The organism is Haloarcula sp. H-GB5 (assembly GCF_054850705.1).
This window is the reverse complement of record NZ_JBTWBG010000002.1, coordinates 1292859-1316880: the sequence shown is the minus strand read 5'-3', so window position 1 is coordinate 1316880 and position 24022 is coordinate 1292859. Positions and strand designations below refer to the sequence as shown.

Sequence of the window (24022 nt, the reverse complement as noted above, 5' to 3'; positions counted from 1 at the left end):
AACTAATCGTTTACTCACGTATCCCCTGTATGAGCGAGGCCAGAACACTCTGTACTGCCGTCGCTGTCGTTTTTGCCACCACTGTGTTCGCATCCGTCTTCGCCGTCGGCGGCGTGGTCGCTTCCGACGCCGGTCCACAGAGCGAGTCAGACACCACAGCAAGTACACCCGGACCCATCGTTCCATCTGTTCTCGAACGCCACACAGGGACACTACTCGGGCAGGTTAACGAGACCGACACACAGGATGACGGTGAGCAGACCGAAGAGAGGGAAGAAGCGACTGAGACAGAGGAACCCACAGAAACTGAGGAAACAGAGGAACCGACCGAGACTGAAGAACCCACAGAAACTGAGGAAACAGAGGAACCGACCGAGACTAAAGAACCCACAGAAACTGAAGGGACAGAAGAACCGACTGAAACGGAAGAGCCCACAGAAACCGAGGAGACTGAGGAACCGACCGAGACCGAAGAACCCACAGAAACTGCGGAAACCGAGGAGACAGAAGAACCGACTGAAACGGATGAACCGACCGAGAATGGAATCCAAGAGGAAACCGACGCAGATGATGGCGCTGACGGAAACGATTCGGCCGATGCAGACGACGAGGAGAACACGACGACCCGGAACGAAACCGCGGGCGGCGGTGCGCCTGCTGACAACACGACAGGTAACGAGAACGGAACCGTCGGGTTCGGGACGGAAACAGAAACGGACACCGACGGGGCACCCACCCCCGGCGGACAGGGGAGCGCCGACGTCCGGATTTCGGACGCGTCCCTGTCGGCTGACTGGGTCCGGGCCGGGTTCAATACGACTGTGCGAACAACAGTAACGAACACCCGTTCGCGGCCGGTCAACGAGACGCTGACTGTGACGGTCGACGGCGAACCCGTGGCAACGGATCGGGTGGCGCTTGACCCAGGGGAAGAGACGGTCGTCGAGACCGAGTTTGAGGCAGTCAACGGAACGGTACAGGTCAACGGTGAGACGGCGGGGCCGCTCAGAGTCGAAAATCAATCTGTTTCCGGAACTGACGGTGACGAGCAGGCGACGACCGCGGCACAGGGACCGGGGTTCTCACTCCGCCAGGTGGGTGTCGGTATCGCAATACTCGCCGTCATCGGCTGGACGGGTCGGGGCTCTCGACGCCAGTGGGATCGCTGAATCGGACCACGGGCGGGCGGTCCGAACTGGTTGTGTGGTGGATTTTTACTCGTACCGCCCGACTGGCAAGTATGTCTCGTAACCTCGCAGTCGTCGGTGCTGGTGGTGCCGGTGCGGCGGCAGCCTACGCGCTCCGCGACACGGACGTCGACGTAACAGTGTTCGAGAAGAGCCGTGGTGTCTGCGGGCGCGCCGCGACCCGGCGCCACGGCGACTGCACGTACGAGTACGGGGCGAACTATCTCAAGGCCGACGACGGCCGCGTGACCGAACTGGTCACCGAGGCACTCCCGACCGAGGGGCTCGTCGACATTGAGGAACCAGTGTATGCGTTCGACCGGACCGGCGACATCGACGCCGGTCGAGATGCTGACGAACACAAATGGACGTACGAGGCAGGTATTACACAGGTTGCAAAGCGGCTGTTCAACGAGACGGACGCCGAGGTAGAGAACGGCGTGCGGGTCGAGCGTCTGGAGCGACAGCGCGACGGCTGGCTGCTTCAGGACAACGACGGAGCGGACCTCGGGCACTTCGATGCCGCGCTGCTGACACCGCCGGCTCCGCAGACGGCTGACCTGCTGGGGCAGTCGCGGTGGGACCACGACGACTGCCGGGAACTCCGACAGGAGGTCGCTTCGGTCCCCTATCGAACGGTCATCGCCGGGGTGTTGCACTACCCCTTCGAACTCGACGTGCCGTGGTACGCCGCGGTCAACAGCGACAAGGACCACGACATCGGCTGGATCGGCCGCGAAGAGTGCAAGGACGGCCACGTCCCCGACGGGGAGTCGCTCCTGCTGGTCCAGATGAATGAGCCGTGGTCGATTGCGAACTACGACGAACACCCCGACACGCTTATCGACGACATCGCAACTCGGACGGCCCGACTGCTGGACGACGATCGGCTGGCCGACCCCGACTGGACCGACCACCAGCACTGGCGCTACTCTCAGCCCGAGGGCGAGGTCGACCACGACCTGCTGTCGTGTGCGGCCGAGCACGACCTGCACTTCGCCGGCGACTGGGTGGCTGGCGAGGGGCGACTCCACGCGGCGCTACGGAACGGACTGGAGATGGGCGAAGCAATCGCCGACAGCGGGTAACGGAACGCCTTTGGGTGCCCGCCGACAGCCACCGACATGGACCACAAGCGGGAACTGACGAGCGTCGACCTCGCCGCTCTGGAGGGCGAACTCGCCGGCTACGAGGGCGCGAAGCTCGACAAGGCGTACCTCTACCCCGAGGACGACCTCGTCAGACTGAAGCTCCGGGACTTCGACCGCGGGCGCGTCGAGTTCCTCATCGAGGTCGGTGACGTCAAGCGCGCCCACGTTGCCGACCAGAGCCACGTCCCCGACGCGCCGGGTCGACCGCCGGACTTCGCGATGATGCTCCGGAACCGGCTGTCGGGCGCTGACCTCGTCCGCGTCGAGCAGTTCGAGTTCGACCGTATCATCGAACTAGAGTTCGACCGCGAGGACGGATCGACGACCATCGTTGCAGAACTGTTCGGCGACGGCAACGTCGCCGTGCTGGACGAGTACGGCGAGGTCATCGACTGTCTGGAGACGGTCCGGCTCAAATCACGGACCGTCGCGCCGGGGACGCCCTACGAGTTCCCCTCGGCGAGATTCAACCCGATGACCGTCGATTACGACGGCTTCGTTGCCCGTATCAAGGAATCCGACGCTGACCTCGTCCGGACGCTGGCGACACAACTGAACTTCGGCGGTCTCTACGGCGAGGAGCTGTGTACCCGCGCCGGCATCGACTACAACGTCGCCGTCGACGACCTCGACGAATCCGATTTCGAGCGGCTGTACGAACTCATCGACGAGATGGGGACGCGCCTGCGTGAGGGGAACGTCGACCCGCGGGTGTACTACGAGACGCTCGACGACGGTGACGGTGCAGGTAACGAGGGGTCCGGCGATGACCCGGACCGGCGGCGCGTCGACGTGACCCCGATTCCGCTGTCGGAGTACGAGGAACTCTACAGCGAATCCTTCACGGAGTTCAACTCCGCGCTGGACGACTACTTCTTCAATTTCCAGCGGGAGGAGGAAGTCGAGGGCGGCGAGACACAGCGCCCGGACTTCGAGGCCGAGATAGAGAAACAGCAGCGCATCATCCAGCAGCAGAAGCAGGCTATCGAGGACTTCGAGGCCGACGCCGAGGTCGAACGGGAGAAGGCCGAACTGCTGTACGCCAACTACGACCTCGTCGACGACGTACTCTCGACGGTCCAGGCTGCCCGCGAGGACGACGTGTCCTGGGACGACATCGAATCGAAGTTCGACGAGGGAGCCGACCGCGGCATCGCGGCCGCCGAGGCAGTCGTCTCGCTGGACGGGAGCGAGGGGACGGTAACCCTCGACATCGATGGGACGCGGGTCACAGTGGACGCCTTCACCGGCGTCGAAAAGAACGCCGACGAACTGTACAAGGAAGCCAAACGCATTGAGGAGAAGAAAGAAGGCGCGCTCGCCGCCATCGAGAATACGCGCGAGGACCTCGAAGCGGTCAAAGAGCGACGTGACGAGTGGGAGGCCGACGACGGTGACGACGAGACCGACGAGGACCAGAGCGAGGACGAACCGACGGACTGGCTCTCGATGCAGTCCATCCCCACCCGGTCGACCGAGCGCTGGTACGAGCAGTTCCGCTGGGTCCACACCTCGGACGGCTTCCTCGTCATCGGCGGTCGGGACGCAGATGACAACGAGGAACTCGTCCAGAAGTACCTGGAGGGTGGTGACAAGTTCTTCCACGCACAGGCACACGGCGGCCCGGTCACGGTTCTCAAGGCCACCGGCCCCAGCGAGCCGTCTAAGGAGGTAGAGTTCCCGCAGTCCTCGCTGGACCAGGCCGCGCAGTTCGCGGTTTCGTACTCCTCGGTCTGGAAAGACGGGAAGTTCGCCGGCGACGTGTACATGGTTGACCCCGACCAGGTGTCGAAGACGCCCGAAAGCGGCGAGTACCTGGAGAAAGGCGGCTTCGCCATCCGCGGCGACCGGACGTACTTCGAGTCCACGCCAGTCGGCGTTGCGGTCGGCATCACCTGCGACGACGAGACGCGGGTCATCGGCGGCCCGCCGGCAGCCATCGAGGGGCAGGCCGCGACCAGTATCACGGTCGAACCGGGCCAGTACGCCCAGAACGACATCGCCAAGCGCCTGTACCGGGAGTTCAGGTCCCGCTTCGCCGACGAGTCGTTCGTCCGTAAGGTCGCCAGTCCGGACCAGATACAGGAGTTCCTGCCGCCCGGCGGCAGCCGAATGTCCGAGGAGTGACCATGTTGGGGCAGAGAGAACGCCGTGCCGGTGGTGGCCGACTCCATGAGTGACCTCGGGAAAATCGACCGCGAACTGTTCGATAGCGTCATCTACCCGGAACTGGGTGCGGACCGAGAGGACGTGACGCTAGGGCCGACTCACGGCATCGACTTCGGCGTCATCGACGTGGGCGGCGACGCCCTCGTCACAGCCACCGACCCGCTCTCTGTCCTCCCCGACTTGGGCTTCGAGCGGGCCGGTCGGTTTGCACTCGACGTGGTGCTGGCCGACGTTGCCGTCTCAGGCATCCCGCCGTCGCACCTCTCCGTAACGTTCACGCTCCCGCCCGAGATGACCGACGACGAACTGGCGGCGATGTGGCACGGCTTCGCCGGACGGGCCGAAGAAGTCGGCGTGAGCGTCGTCACCGGCCACACCGCCCGGTATTCGGGCGTCGACTACTCCTGGGTCGGCGGCGCGACGGTGCTTGGCGTTGGGTCCCACGACGACATCGTCCGGCCGGACGGCGCGCGCCCGGGCGACAAACTGGTCGTCGGGACCGGCCCCGGGGCCGAAGTCACTGGGCTGTTTGCAAACCTCTTCCCGGCGCAGATCGGGCTGTCGCCCGACCGAATCGCTACCGCCCAAGAGCGACTGGCCGACACCGCTCTCGTCAAGGATGCCATGGCCGCGACTAACGCCGGAACCGTGACGGCGATGCACGACGCCACCGAGGGCGGCATTACCGGCGCGCTCATCGAGATGGCCGACGGTGCGGGCGTCCAGTTCGACGTGGACAGCGACGCAATGCCGGTCGCCGACGGCGTCACGGACCTCTGTGACGCGCTCGATATCAATCCTTGGCACGTCAGTAGTTGCGGAACGCTCTTAGCCGCAGTTGACCCTGCGGACGCCGACGACGTTGTCGGCGCGCTCCGGGACCGCGGGACACCGGCCGCCGTCGTCGGCGAGGTGACCGACGGCGAGGGCCTGTACGTCGACGGCGCTCGACAGTCACATCCCGGAGCCGACCCCTCGTGGGAGGCGTTCGCGCGGTTGCAGGCGGCTGCGGACGGGGACGCCGACAGGTAGTGGAACTGAGAGCTGTCCGGCTACACCTGACAGCACGGCACACGTATTGCTATATATACCTGTAAGTTGTATTATAACTTGATGTGACACCTCGTCGTGACTGACGTGGCAGCGGCCACGCCGGCCAGGCTGATGTCACGGAGTACCATCATGTTCCAAGAAGCACTATCGTATCCCCGGGACAGCGACAGCGCAGTGAAAACTATCGCCATCGGGGGCGTGTTGCTGCTCCTGAGTTTCCTCCTCGTGCCGGTGTTCTTCGTCCTCGGCTACATCGTCCGGACGCTCCGGGCGGTGCTGAACGGCGAAGCCGAACCGCCGGTGTTTGACGACTGGGGCGACCTGGGTATGGACGGCCTGAAGGTGTTCGCTATCGGATTCGTCTACTCACTCATCCCGGCGGCTATCGCCCTCGTAGCGGTGTTCGCAAGCGGCGCGACGCTGGGTCTGGGCGGCAACGGCGCCGGAAGCGGACTGGCCGTCGGCCTCATCGCCCTCGTCGCCACGCTTGCGATGACCGTCCTTTCGCTCGCCATCGCGTACGTGCTCCCGGCCGCAATCGTTGCGTACGTCCGGACGGACAGCATTGCGGCGGCGTTCGCACCTGCTGAACTCCGCCGGCTTGCGTTCAGTCGGACCTACGCCACCGGCTGGCTGGTCGCGTTCGGTATCAGCCTGCTCGCCGGTGTCGTCATCGGTGTCCTGAACGCCGTCGTCATCGGCGCAGTGCTGGTCCCCTTCGTGACGTTCTACGCGAACGTGGCAGGGACCTACGCGGTCGGGACCGCGGTACGGGATATGCCCGTCGTCGACGCCGGTGACGAGACGCCCGACGCCCAGCCCGCGGCCTGATCCAGTCTCTGTGCCAGGTCTTTCCGTGCTGCTGGAGCGCCCGGATTTATGATATTGGTTCAACAACACTGATCCGTGGCTGGGGTTCCGGGACTGTCCGGATACAAACCGTTACGAAGTCTCCATGTTAGAAGACGCACTCCGATACCCCTGGACCGGCGAGCAGAAAATCGAAACTATCCTTATCGGTGGCGTGTTGAGTCTGCTGGGCGTGTTTTTCATCCCGGTGTTGTTCGTGTACGGCTACCTCGTCCGTGTCATCCGAGCAGTGAGCGACGGTGCCGACGGGGAGCCGCCAGTGTTCGACGAGTGGGGCGACCTGTTCATTGAAGGTGTAGTCGCGTTCCTGATTTCGCTCGTGTACGGGCTCGTCCCGCTGGTCGTCATCGGCCTCGCAGTCGCCTCGTTCATTGTGCCAGCCTCTGTGGTCACGACGACAGGCGGCGACCCAGCGCCGGGACTTTCGCTCATCGGCCTCCTGTTTGCACTCGTCGTCGTCGCTGTCACCGTTGTAGTCTCGCTCGGCGCGGTGTATCTGCTCCCCGCAGCCGTGGCTGCGTACGCAGTGACCGGGCGTGTCGGGCCCGCGTTCTCGCCCGGCACGCTGCGCGCGGTCGGTGGATCACAGACCTACGCTATCGCGTGGCTGGTGGCGGTCGCCATCGCCATCGGCGCGCAGGTGGTCGGCGGGTTCGCCTCCGTCACCGTCGTCGGCGCGGTCCTGATACCGTTTCTCTCGTTCTACGGCAACGTCGCCGGTGCGTACGCTATCGGAACCGCCGTCAGAGAGGTGCCAGCCCTCGCAAGCGAGTCACAGACGCCAACCGCAGGCTCTGTCGCCTGAGTGGCTCGGCACACCCGGTCGGAACCGGGTTCTTGCCGTCGCGGCGCGTCGAATGGCAGAACACTTGTGTCCATGAAGCGGACGCTTCAGTATGCAAATACAGAGTCAGGAGACCACCGCGGAAGGGGCAGAACGAATCGAGGTGGTCCCCGAGACGCTGGACGACCTCTGGCATCTCTCGTATGTCATCGAGCCGGGGGATCTTGTCTCCGGCGACACGACGCGGCGCATCCAGCGCAACGACGACAACCTCCGGGACAAAGGCGGCGAGCGCGAGCCGATGTGGATTCAGATCGAGGTCACCGACGTGGAGTTCGCGAAGTTCGCCAACCGCCTCCGGGTCGGCGGCGAAATCGTCGACTGCTCCCGCGAGGACCAGCTGGGCTTTCACCACACGCTCAACGTCGAGGAACACACCGAACTCACCGTCGAGAAGCACCTCAAGCCCGATCAGGCCGACCGGCTTGAGGAGGCCGTCGAGGCGACGGAGAACCCCGACGTGGCGATTGCGACCGTGGAGGAAGGCGAAGCACACGTCCACACAGTTGCCCAGTACGGCACCGAGGAGCGGGCGACCATCACCTCAACGACCGGGAAAGGGGAGTACGCCCGCCCACGAAAGGAACTGTTCGACGAACTGGCGTCAGTTCTCAAACGGCAGGACGTGGACGCCTACATCCTCGCCGGCCCCGGCTTCACCAAACAGGACGCGCTGGACCACTTTCAGGACGAGATTCCCGACATCGCCGAACAGATCACGGTCGTAGACACGTCCGCTGTCGGCGATCGCGGGGTTCACGAAGTGCTCAAACGCGGCGCTGTTGAGGATGTCCAACAGCAGACACGTATCGCTGAGGAGGCCGACTACATCGACGAACTGATGGAGCGCATCGGGTCGGGCTCGGAAGTGGCGTACGGCCCAGAGGAAGTCGCCAAGGCGGCCGACTACGGTGCTATTGAGACGCTGCTCGTGCTCGATGAGCGACTCCGACTGGAGCGGGCCGGCGAGGGCGACTGGGATATCGACGTCGACCAGATCATCGAAACGACAGAGCAGAAAGGCGGGGACGTGACCGTCTTCTCCGCGGAGTTCGCTCCGGGACAGCAACTCTCGAATCTCGGCGGCATCGCCGCGCTGCTGCGCTACCGACTCGACTGAGGCCGCATACTCACGCTACATGTCTGTCATCTATTACGCCATCGGTGAGTCTCCCGAAACCGTTTTTTGCCGCGCTCTCCATTAATACGTAGTTCCAATGTCTGCGAGGAGTCGGTGATATGTCGTTTGAAGAACAACAGGACTTCGCCAGACAGGTCGCCGACCTGAACAAGTACGGTCAGGCGCTCAATCGGTGCGAGTCCGTCGACGAAGTCGTCTCTCTCACGCTCGAAGCGATGTCACTGCTGTTCGATTTCTCCTACTCTACGTTCGTCGAGGTGCGCGAGGATGACCTCCGAGTCGTCCACAGCACGAACCCGAACCTCGTTCAGGGCGAGCCACCGAGTGACCTTGCTCGACGGGCGCAGGAGGCTGGCGAGACGCTGGTCGAGCAGGGGTCTGATGCCGCTGTCACGGCCGATTCGGACGTGACTGGTGCCCTGGCTGTCCCAGCCCGGATGGGCGACGAGGTGACCGCGGTGTTGGTCACGCGGTCACGGAGTGTCGAGGAGTTCGGGGACGAGTACGTCAGACCGATGGAGATCCTCGCGACCCACGCCGCGACAGCCATCTCAAATATCCGCTCCCGTGAACGGCTAGAACGGGCACACCGCGATCTGGAACGGCGAAAGGAGATGATCGAGATGTACGACCGACTGCTTCGTCACGACCTGGGTAACGACCTGCAGGTCATCGCCGGGTTCGCCGACGTCGTCGCTGGACAGGTCGACGGCCAGACCGAGGAGTACGCCGGCAAGATCCAGCGCGCGGCCGAGAGCGCTGCCGACCTCATCCAGCGCGTTGGCGACCTCGTCTCGACGCTGGAAACACAGGACAATCCGGAGCCACACGACCTCGAATCTGTCCTTGGAGGTACGGTGCGTGACATTGAAGCTAACTACGAGTCGCTGACCGTCGACTTCGATGCGGCCGAGTTCGACTATCAGGTGTACGGCGGTGACCTGCTCGACTCGGTGTTCACGAACATCATGTCCAACGCGGCGGTCCACAACGAGGGCGAGATCAATATGCGAGTGTACCCGGCGGACGTCAGTCCCGACGAGGTTACGGTCTGTTTTGCCGACGACGGGGACGGTGTCTCGCCGGACCTGCGCGAGGATATCTTCGAGATGGGTGTGAAAGGCCAGGAGAGTTCGGGGACCGGCTTCGGCCTCGGGTTCGTTCGGGCGCTGACTGAATCCTACGGCGGCAGCGTCAGCGTGGCCGAAAGCGATGCCGGCGGGGCCGAGTTCCGAGTCACGCTCGAACGTGTCTAACTGACCGTTATTGTCAGGCCGTCCTCAGCGAACTGTACGTCGCCATCGTAGCTCTCCGCTATCGACTCCAGCATCTCCTCGTGTCGGCCCTCGGTGTGTGGATACAAGTGCGTGAGGTACACGCGGCCGACCTCGGCGTCGGCATCGCGGAGGGTCTCTCCGAGCGTCTTCGGCGTCGGGTGGTTCGATACGTCCACATCGTCCGGGAACGCGCAGTCGTGAACGAGTACAGCCGACCCGTCGGCGAACTCGATGAGATCCGTGAACGCCTCCGAGTCCGCGCCAAACGTTATCGCTGGACCGTCGTCGACGGAGAGCCGGTACGCGAAACACTGCATCGAGTGGCGCGTCTCGCAGGTGTCGCCGCTGAACCCTGCCAGCTCGAACGTTCCACCGTCGAGGTCTTTGAGTGTCAAGTCCAGCCGGTCCTGCATGTAGTCGTGTGTTTCGAGCAGATCCCGAACCAGATCGCTCGTCCCCGGTGGGCCAGCTATCGTGAGGTCCGTCTCACCGGCCAGCCAGCGGGCCTTCATCAGCACGTCGAGGTCGGAGACGTGGTCAAGATGGTGATGTGTCAGCAAGACGGTGTCGACGCCTTCGTATCCCGCGTCTGTTCGGGCCAGCGAGTGCAACACGCCGCTGCCACAGTCGACGAGCAAGCGGTTCCCGTCGGACTCCAGCAGATGGCCGGATTGCATTCGAGAGCCGGTGGGCATGGCGCTACCGGTGCCGAGAAACGTGAGACGCATACCGGACGACAGCGAGCGAACGGACAAAGGGTTGGTGTCTGGGGGCACACGTCGGCAGGGGAACCACCAGGGAGCGTCAGCGGAGTGAGGGCGGTGGCCGTCGGCGGGGACGGGGTCAGGGCGGCCGTGTGGGAAGGTCACCCGACGACGGCGCAGTTCATGCTTCGGACGGGGATAGCAAAAATTCACCCGTGGCTCAAAAACCGTTTTAACCGAACCGCGTTTGCGGCAAAACCGCGAAACGGAGCGGGAGACACTTGTGCGAGCACGACGAGAAGGGCGTATGAAGAAATCACTCGACGAACACGCCGAGCGGTTCTCCGAACACGCTGATGCCTACGACGAGGATCAGGATTCGGCGGCGTATCGCGCCTGTGTCGATTTTGTTGTCGACCACGCGGCTCCCGAAAGCGACGACGTGGTACTCGACCTCGGCACTGGCACCGGAGCCATCGCGTTCGCGCTCGCGCCCGATGCACGGGAGATTATCGGCCGCGACATCAGCGACGGGATGCTGGAGAAAGCTCGGGAGAAAGCCGACGAGCGCGGCGTCGAGAACGCTTCCTTCGGCGACGGTCGATTCCGCGCTCCCAACGTCGACGGCCCGGTCAACATCGTCACATCGAACTTCGCGATGCATCATCTCGGCGACGACGAGAAACGCGAGGCTATCGACACCATCGCCGATCTGGAGCCGCGACGAATCGTCCTCGGGGACGTGATGCTGTTCGGCGACGACGACCCCGACGCGCCGTTCTACAGCCCTGAAGTCGACGACCCGGCGACGGTCGGCGTCCTCGCCGATGCATTCACCGATGCTGGCTACGCGCTGACAGCTGTCGAGATGGTTACCGAACAGGCCGGCGTGCTGGTCGCCGAACGGACCGAGTCGGACTGAAGCGGGTGGGTCGCTGAACCGACTCAGCGGTAGTTTCTGTACGCCCAGAACGAGACGTACAGCGTCAGGACAAGCAGCCCGCCGAGGAAGAAGGCCACGCCGGGCTCGATATGGAAGCCGCCACCGGCCGCGGCGTCGGTCGTTAGTTGCCGTGCCTCCTCGGTCATTGCTGCGACCGGCGTATCGGCTTCCGGAGCCGGAGTGCTTCTCGGGGCCTGCGTGGCCTCTGGCGTCTCCGTCGCCTCGGCTATCTGGAATCCGCCGTCGTCCGACGCTGTCGGGGTTGGCGTGGGTTCGGCCGTCGCGGCCGTCTGGTTCGCTGCATCCAGACTCTCCGCGTCCCCGCCGCCCTGCGCACCGTCACCGGCGGTTCCCGCGTCGCCGGCCCCCGAACTCCCGAACTGGATCGGGAACTGCCCGAGCAGGAGTTGCAGCATGACGCTGGCCGCGGTGAGAACCCCGATGACAGGCAGGACACGGCGGACGAGCGACCGGAGCGACTGCTTGCGTTCCTGCGTCCCGACGAACAACACCAGCGGGTCCTCCGGGGGCTCGTACACCTTCATTTCCTGCCCTTTCTCGGAGTACTGGACCCCGGCGACGGTGATGAGTTCCTCCTCTTCCAGTTTCTCCAGATGATAGGAGACCTTCTGTATCGACATATCGAGTCGGTCGGCTAGTTCCGAGGGCGTTCCCGGCTCGTCGTAGACGGTGTTGAGAATCTCTCTGGCCGTTTCCGAAGAGAGGGCATCGAGTACGGCTGAGACGTCTTCGTCGACCCCGACGACCTGTAGCTCCCCGTCCTGTGAGGTGCTCGTGTCGGGACCGCGGGAGGGCAGCAACGACATATATTGCGTTCACTGCCGCCCAGCGTAATGAATCTCGTGGAACCTCACAGGGCTATTTGAGTCTCAGAGCTCTATCGGAGGTGACAAACGACACATCATCTACGACAGCAGTGCGCGCGGTCTGCTGAGCAGCGCGCTCTGATTGCCGCTACAATATCCCGGTCACGGACTCCACTGCGTCCGGTGAGAGCGAGGCCCGGGGCGGCCGCACCGTCGCGTGGTCGATGATGCCGCGGTCGGCGAGCAACGCCTTCACCGTGGGTGCGAAGCCGAACTCGGCACACGCTTCTGAAAGCGGTGAGAGGATGTCTCGTTGGACCGCCCTGGCCTGTTTGACATCACCGCTGGCGACGGCGGTGCCCGCCCGCTCCAGATCGTCGAACAGCAGGTGTGAGAGGGCGCTGACGCCGCCGTCGCCGCCCAGCACGAGCGACGGGACGAACAGGCCGTCGTGGCCCTGATAGACGCTGAAGTCTCCGGGCGTCTGATTCATGACCGCGGTGGCGTACGAGAGGTCGCCCGAGGAGTCCTTGAGCCCTGCGACAGCGTCAGACTGCGCGAGCGCGGCGACGGTCTTGACGGAGAGCTCCTGTCCGACGGCTCCGGGAATATTGTAGAGGTAGACGGGCAGCGGCGCGTCGGCCAGCACCGCGTCGAAGAACCCCTCGTTACCCGCCCCGCTGGCCTGGCCGCCGTAATACGACGGCACGACCAGGGTACTGTCCGCGCCCTGTTCAGCGGCGAACGCCATCCGTTCGTGGACCGTCGAAACATCTGTGGCGGCCGTCCCGACCATGACGCGGCAGTCGTCGGGCGCTGTCTCCGTCGCGGTTCGGACGACGGTCCGGTACTCCTGCGGTGATAGCGTCTCGAACTCGCCGGTCGTTCCGCAGGGAACGACCCCGTCAACGCCGGCCGCCACGACGTGCCGGATCAGCGATTCCAGGCCAGCAACATCGAGGTTGCCGTCGGCGTCGAATGGCGTCACCAGCGGCGTCAGTACGTCGAAGGATTCGGCCATGCTTCAGGCCAGACGCGGCGGTCGCTTAGACGTTTTCCCCATCGATATGGCGGAACCCACTTGCCGTGGCAGTCCTACTGGTCGGTAAGAGCCGACAATGGGAGGACGCGAGCGTCTCGCAGCGACGGACCCGGGCTTCGACCCGGAGGCGGTCGACATCGACGATGGCAAGGTGCTGGACCGCCTCGCACCTGTCGTCCAAGAGTGGTGGGTCGAGCAATTCGGCGAGTTCGTCCCCGGCAACGGCGGCTTCTTCACGCCGCCACAGAAGGAGGCCATCCCGCTCATCCACGAGCGCGAGAACGCCCTCATCTGCGCGCCCACGGGGAGCGGCAAGACCCTCGCGTCCTTTACCGGTATCATCAACGAACTGTTCGGGAAGGCCCGCGAGGACGAACTGGAGAACTCCGTCTACTGCCTGTACGTCTCGCCGCTGAAGTCGCTGGCTAACGATATCCACCGGAACCTCGAACAACCGCTGGACGGCATCACGGCCAAGCTTGCGGAGCGCGGCGAGGACGTGGAAATCCGCCACGCGATCCGCCATGGCGACACCAGCGACAGTGAGCGGCAGGCGATGCTCGAAACGACGCCCCACATCCTCAATACGACGCCGGAAACCCTCGCAATCCTGCTCAACTCACCGAAGTTCAAGCAGAAACTCGAAACTATCGAGTACGTCATTGTCGACGAGATCCACAGCCTCGCCGAGAACAAGCGCGGGACCCATCTCTCGGTGTCACTGGAACGATTAGAGGAGATGGTCGAGGAACCGCCGACGCGAATCGGCTGTTCGGCGACCGTTGAGCCGCTCGACACCGTCGCGGAGTTCCTGGTCGGCCGCGAGGAGCCCGGCGGCGACCCTCGCGACTACGAGATCGTCGACACGCGCTTCGCCCGCGATTTCGACATGGAGCTGTCCTGTCCAGCCGATGACCTCATCAACACGCCGCGGGATATCGTCACCGAGCGGTTCTACAAGCAACTCCACGACCATATCCAGTCTCACACCAACACGCTCGTGTTCACCAATACGCGCTCGGGGGCCGAACGGGTCCTGCATAACCTCCGCGAGAAGTTCGACGACTACGACGAATCGAACTCCGGCTGTCACCACGGCTCGCTCTCGAAGGAGCGACGCCGCGACATCGAGGAGTCGCTGAAGGAGGGGTCACTCGATGTGGTGACGACCTCGACCAGCCTGGAACTGGGTATCGACATGCCCCACATCGACCTCGTCGTACAGGTCGGCTCGCCCAAGTCCGTCGCCGCGTTGCTCCAGCGTATCGGCCGCGCGGGCCACCAACTTGGTGAGACTGTCGAGGGCCGCGTCATCGCGCTCGACCGTGACGAACTGGTCGAGTGTGCGGTGATGCTCGAAAAGGCCGAGCGGGGCTTTGTCGACCGCGTATTCATCCCCGAGAACGCACAAGATGTGGCGACACAGCACGTCTACGGCATGGCTATCAACGATGTCCGCCCGGAAGAGACGTTCAAGAGTGTCCTCCGTCGTGCCTACCCGTACCGGAACTACGACGACGAGGACTGGGAGCAGCTGATGCGGTATATGACTGCTGATTACCCGGGAATGGAGGACAAGAACGTCTACGCCAAGATCTGGCGGGACACCAACGACGCGCCCGACGGCGAGCACCACTACGAGGAGTACGACGTGGGTGAGCACCTCATCGGCAAACGCGGTCGGCTCGCGCGAGTCATCTACATGACCAACATTGGAACGATTCCGGACTCGTTTACCTGCGACGTGGTCACCCGGAGCGACGACAGCTGGGTCGGCCAGCTTGACGAATCGTATCTGGACACGTTAGAGAAAGGTGACGTGTTCGTGCTCGGCGGGGACAACTTCGAGTACCGCTACCGCCGCGGGTCGAAGGTGTACGTCGACCGGACCGCCGCCCGCCCGACGGTGCCGTCGTGGTTCTCCGAACGCCTCCCGCTTTCGTACGACCTCGGGCGCGAGATCCTCGATTTCCAGGGCCAACTGCTGGACCGGCTGGCCGACGGCGGGATGTCAGAGGTCCGCAACTGGCTCCGGACCTTCCCCGTCGACGAGAACAGCGTTCGAGCTATCGCGCGGATGTTCCGCGAACAGGTGGCCTATGCCGGCTCGGATAGCGTGGCCACGACCGACCGGCTCGTCATCGAGGAGACGCTGGACCACGACGAGTACGAACGGCACTACCACGTCCACTCGAACTACGGCCGGCGGTTCAACGACGGCTTTTCTCGGCTACTGGCGTATCACATCGCCCGGGAAGCAAGCGCGAACGTTCAGGTCGCCGTCGCCGACAACGGCTTCACGCTCTCGATGCCGCTGAACCGGAAGGTCGATATCGCGCGAATCGTCGGAGACCTAGACCCCGAGACGGCCCGCGAGGACCTCCGGGCCAGCCTCGACGGGACGGACCTTCTCCAGCGGTACTTCCGCATCAACGCCACGCGGTCGCTGATGATTCTCAAACGCTACAAGGGCTACGAGAAGTCCGCCAGCGAACAACAGGTGTCCTCGGAGATGCTGCTCGGGTTCGCGGAGGACCTCGGCGACTTCGCCGTCGTCGAGGAGACTTACCGCGAGATTCTGGAGGACAAACTGAACGCCGACGGCATCGAGACCGTCCTGCGTGCGATACAAAACGGTGACGTGGACGTGGTCCGGACCCGCGTCGACTCGCCGTCGCCGCGCGCGTTCGGCCTCGCGACGCTGATGGCCAGCGACGTGGTGCTTGCCGAGGACGAATCGGCCGTCCTCCAGGAGTTCCACCAGCGAGTCCTGAACGAAATCGAGGACGGAAACGGCGAAGACAGCGCTGTCGCCACTGACGACTGAGCGGCTTGCACTGCCCGACTTGGTTGTCTTCCCTCCGCTGGACTGCCGCCGAGCAAGCAGTAAAGGTCACGTGGCACAAAGGCGTGTTCTGCAATGCCACACCACACACACGGGAGCGACGACGACACGCACGAGCACAGCGAACCGGAGGCCGGCCACGTCCACGAATCGGTCGACGACGGCGTCGACGCGAGGGACGACTGGGCGCGTCGACGGCGCAAGGGCATCCCGACCGACAAGCAGTTGCTCGTCGTCGCCTGCATGGACGAGCGAATCCCCGTCGAGGACGCGCTCGGCCTCTCGCTGGGCGACGCACAGATATACCGCAACGCCGGCGGCAAAGTGACAGACGACGTAATTCGCTCGGCCGCGCTGACAACACAGTATTTCGATACGACCGAAATCATCGTCGTCAACCACACCGATTGTGGGATGATGAGCGCGTCCGACGAGGATATCGTCGCGGGGTTCGAGGCCGCGGTCGACGGCGACCTCGATGATATCGATCTGGACCCAGCACTGCCGGAGCTAGACATCGGTGACGCGTCAATCGCGGAGTGGGTCCGGATGACCGACGACATCGATGCGGCTTGTGCGGCACAGGTCGAATACCTCGAAAACCACGAGCTGATTCCCGACGACGTCACGGTGACAGGCTACGTCTACGAGGTCGAGAGCGGCCACCTCCGTCGGCCCGGCGAGCGGGTCTCCGAACAGGTCAACGAGCGCGTGTAGTTCGTTGCGGTCGTCACTGGGTGGCGTACGACGCCGTCTCGTTTTCGGTCATCCCGGCGTCCATCTCGTCGTCACCCATCGATTCGCCGTCCGCGGGCTCCGTCGTCGATTCGGTCATTGCGCTGCCCTCCATCGACTCCGTTTCATTACCTTGTACCATCGAGCTGTTCGTTTCGCCGCCATCCATCGACTCAGTCATCGCTTCGCCCTCCATCGAATCAGTTCCCTCGTCGTTCATCGACTCCGTCTCCTCGTCTCCGGATTGCCCGTCGCCGCCGGCACAGCCGGCGAGCGGGAGCGTGACACTTGCAGCGGCGAGCGTCGTCAGAAACGTCCGTCGGCTTCGTGACATACGCCTTGTCCGGCGTCGGGGGCATACAAGGACGTTTTTCGAAGTTCCGGACGATTTCGCCCACTGTTTGCCCCGTGTGTGGGTCGAAACGCTTCCAATTTCGCCCCGGAGCCAAACCGTTAATCCGCGGCCGGCCCCTCAATTCGGACATGGAGTCGCTCCACCCGCGGGTGAGACTGCTGTGGGTTCTGTCGACAGTTATCCAGGCGTCGGTACTCGGCGTCATCGCATATCTCGTCGACCGGTTCGCTGTCTCGCTGCCACAGACGGTCATCGTCGGCGGCTGGGTTGTGCTCGTGCTTCTGGGTGTCGCCCACGCCATCGCTGCTCACCGCATCTGGCGTTTTGACCTGCAGGACGACGCGCTCTTTCTCCTTCGTGGTGTCGTCACCCGGACCGACACGTCGGTGCCGTACGTCCGCGTCCAGCACGTCGACACCACGCGCGGCCCGGTCGAACGCGCAATCGGGCTAGCGAGCGTTGTCGTCTACACCGCCGGGACCCGCGGCGCGGACATCACCATTCCCGGGCTACGACCGGAACGGGCGACCGAACTACGCGAACAACTCCGTGACCTCGCGAACGAGAGCGAGGCCACGGACGCGGTATGAACCGGCTCCACCCCCGGAGTGCGGTCCTGCGCGTCGCCAGAGCAGCGCTGCAAGGCGGTTTCTTTGGCTTCTTCGGGGGCTCACTCGGAACCGGAATGCTCGGACTGCCGGGGTTCGCGGTTCCGCTGCTCGGCCTGCTCGGTGCGTTGACGTTTAGTGGGTACGCGCTGGCGCGCTATCTCCGCTTTCGCTACGAACTCGACGGGGACACGCTCACCGTGGAATCCGGCGTCTTCGCCAGACAGTCCCGCCAGATTCCGCTGGGTCGCGTCCAGAACCTCGATGTCGAACAGAACATCATCAACCGCCTGCTCGGACTCGCAATCGTCCGCTTCGAGACGGCCGGTGGCAGTGCGACGGAAGCCACACTGGACGCGGTCGACGAGACCGAAGTCAAACGTCTCCGGAACTACGTACGAACCCACGACCGGGACGAGGCCACCGGGACCGAGACGGGAGCCGCCGACGCGGTGTCCGAGGCTGCGACATCTAGCCGGGCAGCCCACGCTGATCTCCCCGGAGTGAACGGCTCCACGCCTGCACGGACCGGTGACGCCCAGACGGCGGATGATTTTGGGGACCCGGTTTCGGCCTCGGACACGGCGGAACGCGACCAGCCGGACGGGTCGCTGCTGTTCGCGTTCGACCAGCGCGAACTCCTGACGTACGCGCTCGTCTCCGTTCGACCGGCCGCGCCGGTCCTGACGCTAGCGTCGCTCCCGCTTGGGATGGACGTCGTCTGGGCCGTCCTGCGGTTCAACGCGACCCTTTCCGGCGCATCGCTCAATGGACCTGTCGTCCGCTGGCTGGCCAGCTCACCGGAAACCACGCGACTCGTCGTCTTCGCCGCCCTCTCCGCCATCCAGTTCCTCCTGCTGGCACTGGTCGTCAGCGTGGCGCTGACAGTCATCGAGTACTACGGCTTCCAGCTCACGCAGGCCGACGGCGACCTCCGGTACGAGCGGGGACTGTTGCGCCGCTACAGCGGGAACATCCCGATGGAGAAGGTCCAGACAGTCACCATCCGCGAGAACATCCTGATGCGGCGGTTCGGTTACGCGACGCTGGCCGTCGAGACGGCCGGCTACAGCGGTGGAAACCAGCAGTCGACGCAGGGTGTCGCCGTCCCGCTGGCCCCCCGTGAGGAGGTGTACGAACTGGCCCGCGATATCGAGCCGTTCGGCGACCTCGACTTCGACCGGTCGCCCACACGCGCCCGTCGGCGCTATCTCGCTCGCTTCTCACTGGCCGCGGCCGGCCTCACCGCAGTCGCCTACGCCGTGGACTCGCTGGTACTTGCAACGGGCTACTGGTGGCTCGCCGCCCTCCTCTTTCTCCCGGTCGTGCCGGCGGCCCACCTCCGCTGGCGACACCGCGGCTTCGACCTCGGTGACTCGGTACTGGCGACCCGGAGCGGGTTCTGGCGGCGCACGACGCGCATCGTCCCCTACTACCGGCTCCAGACGGTGTTCGTCACGCGGTCGCCGTTCCAGCGCCGCCGCGACCTAGCGACTGTGGGAGCCGACACGGCGAGTTCGTCAAGCCTGCTCGGCGGTGTCGCTCGGGTGTACGACATCGATGAGGACACCGCAAGCGAACTCAGGGATACGCTGCGGGAACATCTCACCGCACACGTTGCAGGGCTGCGGACGGGCGACAGGGTCAGCGACGCGGACTCTTAGTCAGCCCCGCGCCCACTCGACCATCCGGCCGTACACCTCGTCGGTCGCCAGCGCGTCGCCGTCGCCGACGAGAACGAGCGCCTTCTTCGCCCGCGTGAGTGCGACGTTGATACGCCGGTAATCCTCGAATATCGGGCTGTCAAGCGTCCCGGTGGCGACAAAGGAGATAACGATGACCTCCTTGCTCGACCCTTGGAACCGGTCAACCGTGTCGACGGTCACGTCCGGCAGGCGCTTCGATATCTCGGCGACCTGCGCGCGGTACGGTGCGATGACGCCGATGTCGTCGGCCGGTACCCCTGCCGACCGGTACGACGCGACGATGTCGGCGATCCGGTCAGCTTCGATGGGGTTGGTGTTCCCGACTTGGCTGCCATCCGGGTCGACGAACGCCACGCGGTCCCGGAGCCCTTCGGGCAAGCTAGCCGACGAGACACCGTCGAGGTCGTCGAGCCGCTGGGCAGCCACCTCGCCGGTCGCCGGCCGCAACTGCCCGTCGTAGAACTCCTGCGAGGCGAAGGCTTGGATGTGCTGGGCCATCCGGTACTGGCGGTCGAGCATCACGCCCGCGTCCGGGTGGGCGTCTATGAGCCGCTCGAACAGCGAGGTCGTCAGCGTCTCGTCCTCTGACTGGACCACCGGCGGGAGCTGCTGGTGGTCGCCGACCAGCACGAACCGGTCGGCCAGCGTCGTCGCCGCGAGCGTCCCTGGCTCGGTCAGTTGGCCGGCCTCGTCGACAACGGCCACGTCAAACTTCTGGGTCTGGAGCGTGCTCCCGCCGCAGGTAGCTGTCGTCGCCGCGACGACCTGGGCATTCTGGAGCCGACTCGCACACTCGCCCGGGTCGCCGCTGGTCTCCAGGCGGTACTTCTGCATGTCATCGCGGACGCCGCTCTCCGTGCCGACCCGGACGATGTCGGTGTACCCCTGGTCTTCCAGCGCTTCCAGCAGATTGTCGACGGCGCGGTTGGTAAAGGCCGAGAGCAGGACGCGGTCGCCCCGGGCTATCAGTGCCCGGACCATCCGCGCCAGCGTGTACGTCTTGCCCGTCCCCGGCGGCCCATGGACGAGCGCGAAGTCCTCGGCACCGACCGCCAACTGGACGGCCTCGTTCTGGGCGTCGTTGTTGTCGATGAACGTCTCATCGACTGAACTGAATTCCGGCTTGCGCCGCCCGAACAGCACGTCCTTCTGCTCGGGCGACTGGAGGAGCACGGCGTCGTGGAGCGCGTTCTGGAGCCGGTCGGTCGTCAGTTCGGAGGGGTACACGTCCAGTCGGCGGAGGTCAAGCGGCTCGTCAGCCGTGACGACGATTTCCGCGTTCACGGCGTCGCCGTTCCCGCTGTCCGAGGCGCGTGGCGCCTCGTTGCCCAGTCGCTCGACCCGCGCCAGTTCGGCGTTGCCGGTCACCGGGTCGCCGTCGCTGGCGAGCACGAGGTTGCCTTCGCGGATCTTCGAGACGGCACCGGTCCCTGTCGCGCGGAGTTCCCAGCGGCCGCCGTCGAGTTCCCGGCGACCGGTGGGTTCCAGGTCGATGAGCGCCCGGTCGTTGTCGGCGCGCTCCTCGGGCGTCTGTTCCCAGAGCTTCGCGTACTCCCGGTGGACGGACCGGCGCTCGGCCTCGACGGCCGTGTAGAACCGCTCGAAGTACTCCAGCTCTTCTTCGGGCACCGCCCGACCGACCGTTCCCGCCTTGGATTCCTGGTCGAGGCGGCCGGAGACGGCCATGCAGGTGTCCTGCTCGAAGCAGTACTCGCATTTGGCGTTGGCCTCGTAGCCCGTCGGCACGCTAGAGTCGTACTCCATCGCCGCAATCGCGTTGCGGGTCCGAACGACGTAGTTCAGCAGCCCGCTCCCGATGGAGAACTCCTTGGCCGGCGAGAGATCGCCGCTCTCCTCGTTCCGGTCGACGGCGGCGTTTTTCGTGTAGAGGAGTGTCCCGGTATCCGGGGCCGCGTCGACGGCGCTGCCCGCGCCGGCCGCGCGCTCGCCCAGCATCAGGGCGTATGCCGTCGCCTGAATCTTGTCCTGAAACCGCGGCTCCCGCTTGGTGTTCTTGCCGGTCTTGAGCTCGACGGGCATCCCGCGCCGGACGGCGTCGGCCCGCCCTTTCATGCCGAACCGCTCGGAGATGAGCGTCATCTCGGAGCGCCACTCGCTCTCCGCGGGACTGAAGTCCCGCTCCGAGTTGTCAGCGGCTGTCGCCGCTCCATCCGTCTCAGTCAGCGTCCCCTGCTGGAGCCACCCCTGGATAGCCGACGCGTGGTCGCGCACGTCGCCGGCCACCTCGTCGGCCTCTCGGCCGAGCAGTCCGATGTCCAAGCCGGCGGCGTCGACCTGCTCTTCGATGGCGGCGTCGAGGTCCCGACCGCGGAGCAGGTCGCCGAACACCTCGTGGACGACCGTCCCCTTCACAAGCGGGTAGGCGTGCTCTGCGCCGTCGAGTTTCCGGAGGTAGTACATCCGCGGGCACTGCACCCACGCCCGGATGTCGGTCACGTCGACGAGGAAGTCCGGCTGGACGACGAGCGTGGCGTCGCCGCCGACGGAGTACTGCTGTTCGCCCTGATACTCCCGCTCGTCGGGGTTGTAGACGGCGATCTCCATGCCCGTCTCGATGACGGCGGCGTTCTCGGTCCACTTCCCCCAGAGTGTGACTGTCGTGGGTTCGCCGGCCCCGCGGTCGGGGCGTATCGTCACCTCACAGAGGTCGCTCTCGCCGTACTGGGTGTTCACCGTCTTCGGCTCCTCGATGTCGACGACGACACCGCGAACACGGTCTACGCTCATGCTTCGGCCCTCCCCTGTTGCACGACCCAAGCGACGGGGCGGTCCCTCAAAAGTCGTTCGCGCCGGCGCTCATTCGCTGGTCGCATCGGCATCGGACTCGGTGTCGGCGGCGTACTCTTTGAGCGTCTCCAGCGACACGTCTTCGAGCACGTCCTCGCTCGTCGCGTCGAGATTCACCGGCGGTGCGTGCCCGGCCTCGTGGGCCTCTATCCAGCGCGGAACGCAGACACACCAGTGGTCGCCCGGGTCGAGGCCCGGAAAGTTCAGCTCCGGCCGCGGCGTCACGAGGTCGTTGCCCTGTGCCTTGCTGTACTCCAGAAACTCAGCCGTCATCACGGCACAGATCTCGTGCCGTCCCGGGTCGCGCTGGAGCGGGTAGCAGTAGCCGTCGCGCATGAACCCCGTCTCCGGGTCCATCGAGCAGGGAGCTAGCTCCCCGCCGAGGACGTTGCGTTCGCTTTCCATACCACGTCTGGCTGTTCCGGGGAGTAAAGCCGTTCGGCTACGTGACTGACACGCCGGCTGGCGAGGGTCTTTGGCTTCCGCACAGCGATGACCAGTCGGTCGCTGTGCCATTCAGGACCGATGGGTTCATTCTGACCCAGGCCGAACAAGCGACTGACAATGCGCGTTCGCGACTGGCAGGACATTCTCGAAGACGTGATGGAGAGCAATGCCAATCCGGGGGACTGGCGTGCCGTCGGGGGCGACCGCGCGAACGGAATCGGCGAGGACATCTACTTCGGTCACCCTGACGCCGGTGTCTACCAGCTGAAGACATATGCAAAGAACCCCTTCGAGGTACAGGGCGTCGGGTCGCAAGTGGCCCGCCGCATCGACGACGATATCGACCCGCTGTTCCCGAATGACGGGTCGGGCATCTTCGGCGTCCAGCAGGGACCGGAGGACGAGGACGACGCCAAGGAGAAGGCTAAGAACCTCGAAACGGTGCTCGAAACGCATGCGGACGCACCCACGTCGCCGCAAGCGTTGCTTGAGGACATGATGGACGCGATGGACTCCCCGGCCTATGGCCCGATGGAGTTCGATCACCACGACCGACCAGACCAGATGAGCGAACTCACTGAGACGTTCGAGGAAGCGGAGGAACTACTCGACGCGGAGTTCGAAGACGTCATCGAGGAAGACGTAGAGCGGGGCTTCTACTGATGGTCAACCGGACACACCCAGTCTGTACCGGGGGCCGCTGATGGTCGGTCCCTCAATGACGGACGCCGACCGGAAACGATTTCTCAGATATACGCAAGTCGGCTTCGCACTCCTCTTCGGCGTCTCGATGGGGCTTGTGACGTTGTACGGTGGTTCGGAACTACCGATTGTCGCTGTAACGTTTGTTGGCGGAACCGTCGTTGGCGGTGGCCTCGCGTGGTACATCATCCCGGAGAGCATCGCGGAAACGCCCTACGAGTCAGTCGATAGAGGTCCGAAACCCGGCGCAAAAATGAAACAACAGCGGCAGGAAGACAACGGCTCCGGACAGCGGGCATCCGAGGACGACAGCCGGCTCTCACAGAACCGCGATTAGAGGAAATCGTCCTGCATCGCCGGGTCCTGCTGTTCGGAGGCCGTCTGGTCGAAAATCTCTTCATCGAGCGTCTCGGTCTCTTCGGTCGTGGTATTGTAGGCCGAAATCCCTCGCTTCAGGAGGTCTTCCACGGCCTGATCACGGTTGAGGAACTCGCCCTGTTCGACGAGTCGCTGGATGTCCGAGTCGACTTGGTCCGGAAGTGACACCTTGATCTTGCTCACACTTGCCGCCTATACTGTTCGGACATAAAAACCCACCCCTGGTTCTG

At 64.5% G+C, this 24022-nt stretch carries 22 protein-coding genes; 15 read left to right on the top strand and 7 right to left on the bottom strand.

What is annotated here, in order from left to right; genetic code table 11:
* Nucleotides 1-29 precede the first annotated feature (29 nt).
* From ACYJ11_RS14755 to ACYJ11_RS14720, 8 genes are all read left to right on the top strand, one after another.
* Nucleotides 30-1169, top strand: a complete 1140-nt coding sequence (locus tag ACYJ11_RS14755; RefSeq protein WP_461648308.1) for a hypothetical protein — start codon at nt 30-32, stop codon at nt 1167-1169.
* 71 nt (nt 1170-1240) lie between these two features.
* Nucleotides 1241-2275, top strand: a complete 1035-nt coding sequence (locus tag ACYJ11_RS14750) for an NAD(P)/FAD-dependent oxidoreductase (protein ID WP_461648307.1) — start codon at nt 1241-1243, stop codon at nt 2273-2275.
* 36 nt (nt 2276-2311) lie between these two features.
* Nucleotides 2312-4465 carry a ribosome rescue protein RqcH gene (gene rqcH, locus ACYJ11_RS14745; RefSeq protein WP_461648306.1) on the top strand — a complete coding sequence of 718 codons (2154 nt, stop codon included), beginning with the start codon at nt 2312-2314 and terminating at the stop codon, nt 4463-4465.
* Between the two features lie 45 nt (nt 4466-4510).
* The gene (locus tag ACYJ11_RS14740; protein ID WP_461648305.1) at nt 4511-5539 is read left to right on the top strand and encodes an AIR synthase family protein; all 1029 of its coding nucleotides are present in this window, start codon (nt 4511-4513) and stop codon (nt 5537-5539) included.
* Nucleotides 5540-5689: 150 nt separating this feature from the next.
* Nucleotides 5690-6391, top strand: coding sequence for a DUF4013 domain-containing protein (locus tag ACYJ11_RS14735; RefSeq protein WP_461648304.1), 702 nt, complete (start codon nt 5690-5692; stop codon nt 6389-6391).
* Nucleotides 6392-6515: 124 nt separating this feature from the next.
* On the top strand, nt 6516-7235 hold the full coding sequence (locus ACYJ11_RS14730; RefSeq protein WP_461648303.1) for a DUF4013 domain-containing protein: 720 nt from the start codon (nt 6516-6518) through the stop codon (nt 7233-7235).
* A 91-nt stretch (nt 7236-7326) separates the two neighbouring features.
* Nucleotides 7327-8394: an mRNA surveillance protein pelota gene (locus ACYJ11_RS14725; RefSeq protein WP_014040421.1), complete on the top strand. Its 1068-nt coding sequence runs from the start codon at nt 7327-7329 to the stop codon at nt 8392-8394.
* 119 nt (nt 8395-8513) lie between these two features.
* Complete coding sequence (locus ACYJ11_RS14720; protein ID WP_461648302.1) at nt 8514-9671, top strand: sensor histidine kinase; 1158 nt, start codon at nt 8514-8516, stop codon at nt 9669-9671.
* Here the strand turns inward: ACYJ11_RS14720 and ACYJ11_RS14715 are convergent.
* The gene (locus tag ACYJ11_RS14715; protein ID WP_461648301.1) at nt 9668-10420 is read right to left on the bottom strand and encodes an MBL fold metallo-hydrolase; all 753 of its coding nucleotides are present in this window, start codon (nt 10418-10420) and stop codon (nt 9668-9670) included. The genes ACYJ11_RS14720 and ACYJ11_RS14715 overlap by 4 nt on opposite strands.
* Before the next feature lie 283 nt (nt 10421-10703).
* Between ACYJ11_RS14715 and ACYJ11_RS14710 the strand changes: the two genes are divergently transcribed.
* Entirely contained in the window at nt 10704-11318 is a 615-nt protein-coding gene (locus ACYJ11_RS14710; protein WP_461648300.1) for a class I SAM-dependent methyltransferase, read from the top strand.
* A 23-nt stretch (nt 11319-11341) separates the two neighbouring features.
* Here ACYJ11_RS14710 and ACYJ11_RS14705 read toward each other — a convergent pair whose 3' ends face one another.
* Nucleotides 11342-12166, bottom strand: a complete 825-nt coding sequence (locus tag ACYJ11_RS14705; protein ID WP_461648299.1) for an ArsR/SmtB family transcription factor — start codon at nt 12164-12166, stop codon at nt 11342-11344.
* A 148-nt stretch (nt 12167-12314) separates the two neighbouring features.
* Nucleotides 12315-13187: a dihydrodipicolinate synthase family protein gene (locus tag ACYJ11_RS14700; RefSeq protein WP_461648298.1), complete on the bottom strand. Its 873-nt coding sequence runs from the start codon at nt 13185-13187 to the stop codon at nt 12315-12317.
* Between the two features lie 97 nt (nt 13188-13284).
* Between ACYJ11_RS14700 and ACYJ11_RS14695 the strand changes: the two genes are divergently transcribed.
* Together ACYJ11_RS14695 and ACYJ11_RS14690 are read left to right on the top strand one after the other, a co-directional pair.
* Entirely contained in the window at nt 13285-16035 is a 2751-nt protein-coding gene (locus ACYJ11_RS14695) for an ATP-dependent helicase (protein ID WP_461648297.1), read from the top strand.
* A gap of 93 nt (nt 16036-16128) precedes the next feature.
* Nucleotides 16129-16770, top strand: a complete 642-nt coding sequence (locus ACYJ11_RS14690) for a beta-class carbonic anhydrase (protein WP_461648296.1) — start codon at nt 16129-16131, stop codon at nt 16768-16770.
* Between the two features lie 13 nt (nt 16771-16783).
* Here the strand turns inward: ACYJ11_RS14690 and ACYJ11_RS14685 are convergent, their stop codons facing one another.
* Nucleotides 16784-17122: a hypothetical protein gene (locus tag ACYJ11_RS14685; RefSeq protein ID WP_461648295.1), complete on the bottom strand. Its 339-nt coding sequence runs from the start codon at nt 17120-17122 to the stop codon at nt 16784-16786.
* A gap of 149 nt (nt 17123-17271) precedes the next feature.
* On the opposite strand from ACYJ11_RS14685, the gene ACYJ11_RS14680 reads away from it, so the two are divergent.
* Both ACYJ11_RS14680 and ACYJ11_RS14675 read left to right on the top strand, forming a co-directional pair.
* Entirely contained in the window at nt 17272-17733 is a 462-nt protein-coding gene (locus ACYJ11_RS14680) for a PH domain-containing protein (RefSeq protein WP_188977225.1), read from the top strand.
* Nucleotides 17730-19415: a PH domain-containing protein gene (locus tag ACYJ11_RS14675; protein ID WP_461648294.1), complete on the top strand. Its 1686-nt coding sequence runs from the start codon at nt 17730-17732 to the stop codon at nt 19413-19415. Before ACYJ11_RS14680 ends, ACYJ11_RS14675 begins: the two co-directional genes overlap by 4 nt.
* Here the strand turns inward: ACYJ11_RS14675 and ACYJ11_RS14670 are convergent, their stop codons facing one another.
* Both ACYJ11_RS14670 and ACYJ11_RS14665 read right to left on the bottom strand, forming a co-directional pair.
* Nucleotides 19416-22205: an AAA domain-containing protein gene (locus tag ACYJ11_RS14670; protein ID WP_461648293.1), complete on the bottom strand. Its 2790-nt coding sequence runs from the start codon at nt 22203-22205 to the stop codon at nt 19416-19418.
* Between the two features lie 69 nt (nt 22206-22274).
* Complete coding sequence (locus tag ACYJ11_RS14665) at nt 22275-22670, bottom strand: DUF2237 family protein (protein WP_188977219.1); 396 nt, start codon at nt 22668-22670, stop codon at nt 22275-22277.
* Between the two features lie 159 nt (nt 22671-22829).
* Between ACYJ11_RS14665 and ACYJ11_RS14660 the strand changes: the two genes are divergently transcribed.
* Both ACYJ11_RS14660 and ACYJ11_RS14655 read left to right on the top strand, forming a co-directional pair.
* Complete coding sequence (locus ACYJ11_RS14660) at nt 22830-23375, top strand: hypothetical protein (protein ID WP_004961247.1); 546 nt, start codon at nt 22830-22832, stop codon at nt 23373-23375.
* Nucleotides 23376-23415: 40 nt separating this feature from the next.
* A complete protein-coding gene (locus ACYJ11_RS14655) occupies nt 23416-23751 on the top strand; it encodes a hypothetical protein (protein WP_188977217.1) in 336 nt (111 codons plus the stop codon).
* Here ACYJ11_RS14655 and ACYJ11_RS14650 read toward each other — a convergent pair.
* Complete coding sequence (locus ACYJ11_RS14650) at nt 23748-23975, bottom strand: ribbon-helix-helix domain-containing protein (protein ID WP_004518043.1); 228 nt, start codon at nt 23973-23975, stop codon at nt 23748-23750. The genes ACYJ11_RS14655 and ACYJ11_RS14650 overlap by 4 nt on opposite strands.
* Nucleotides 23976-24022: the final 47 nt, after the last annotated feature.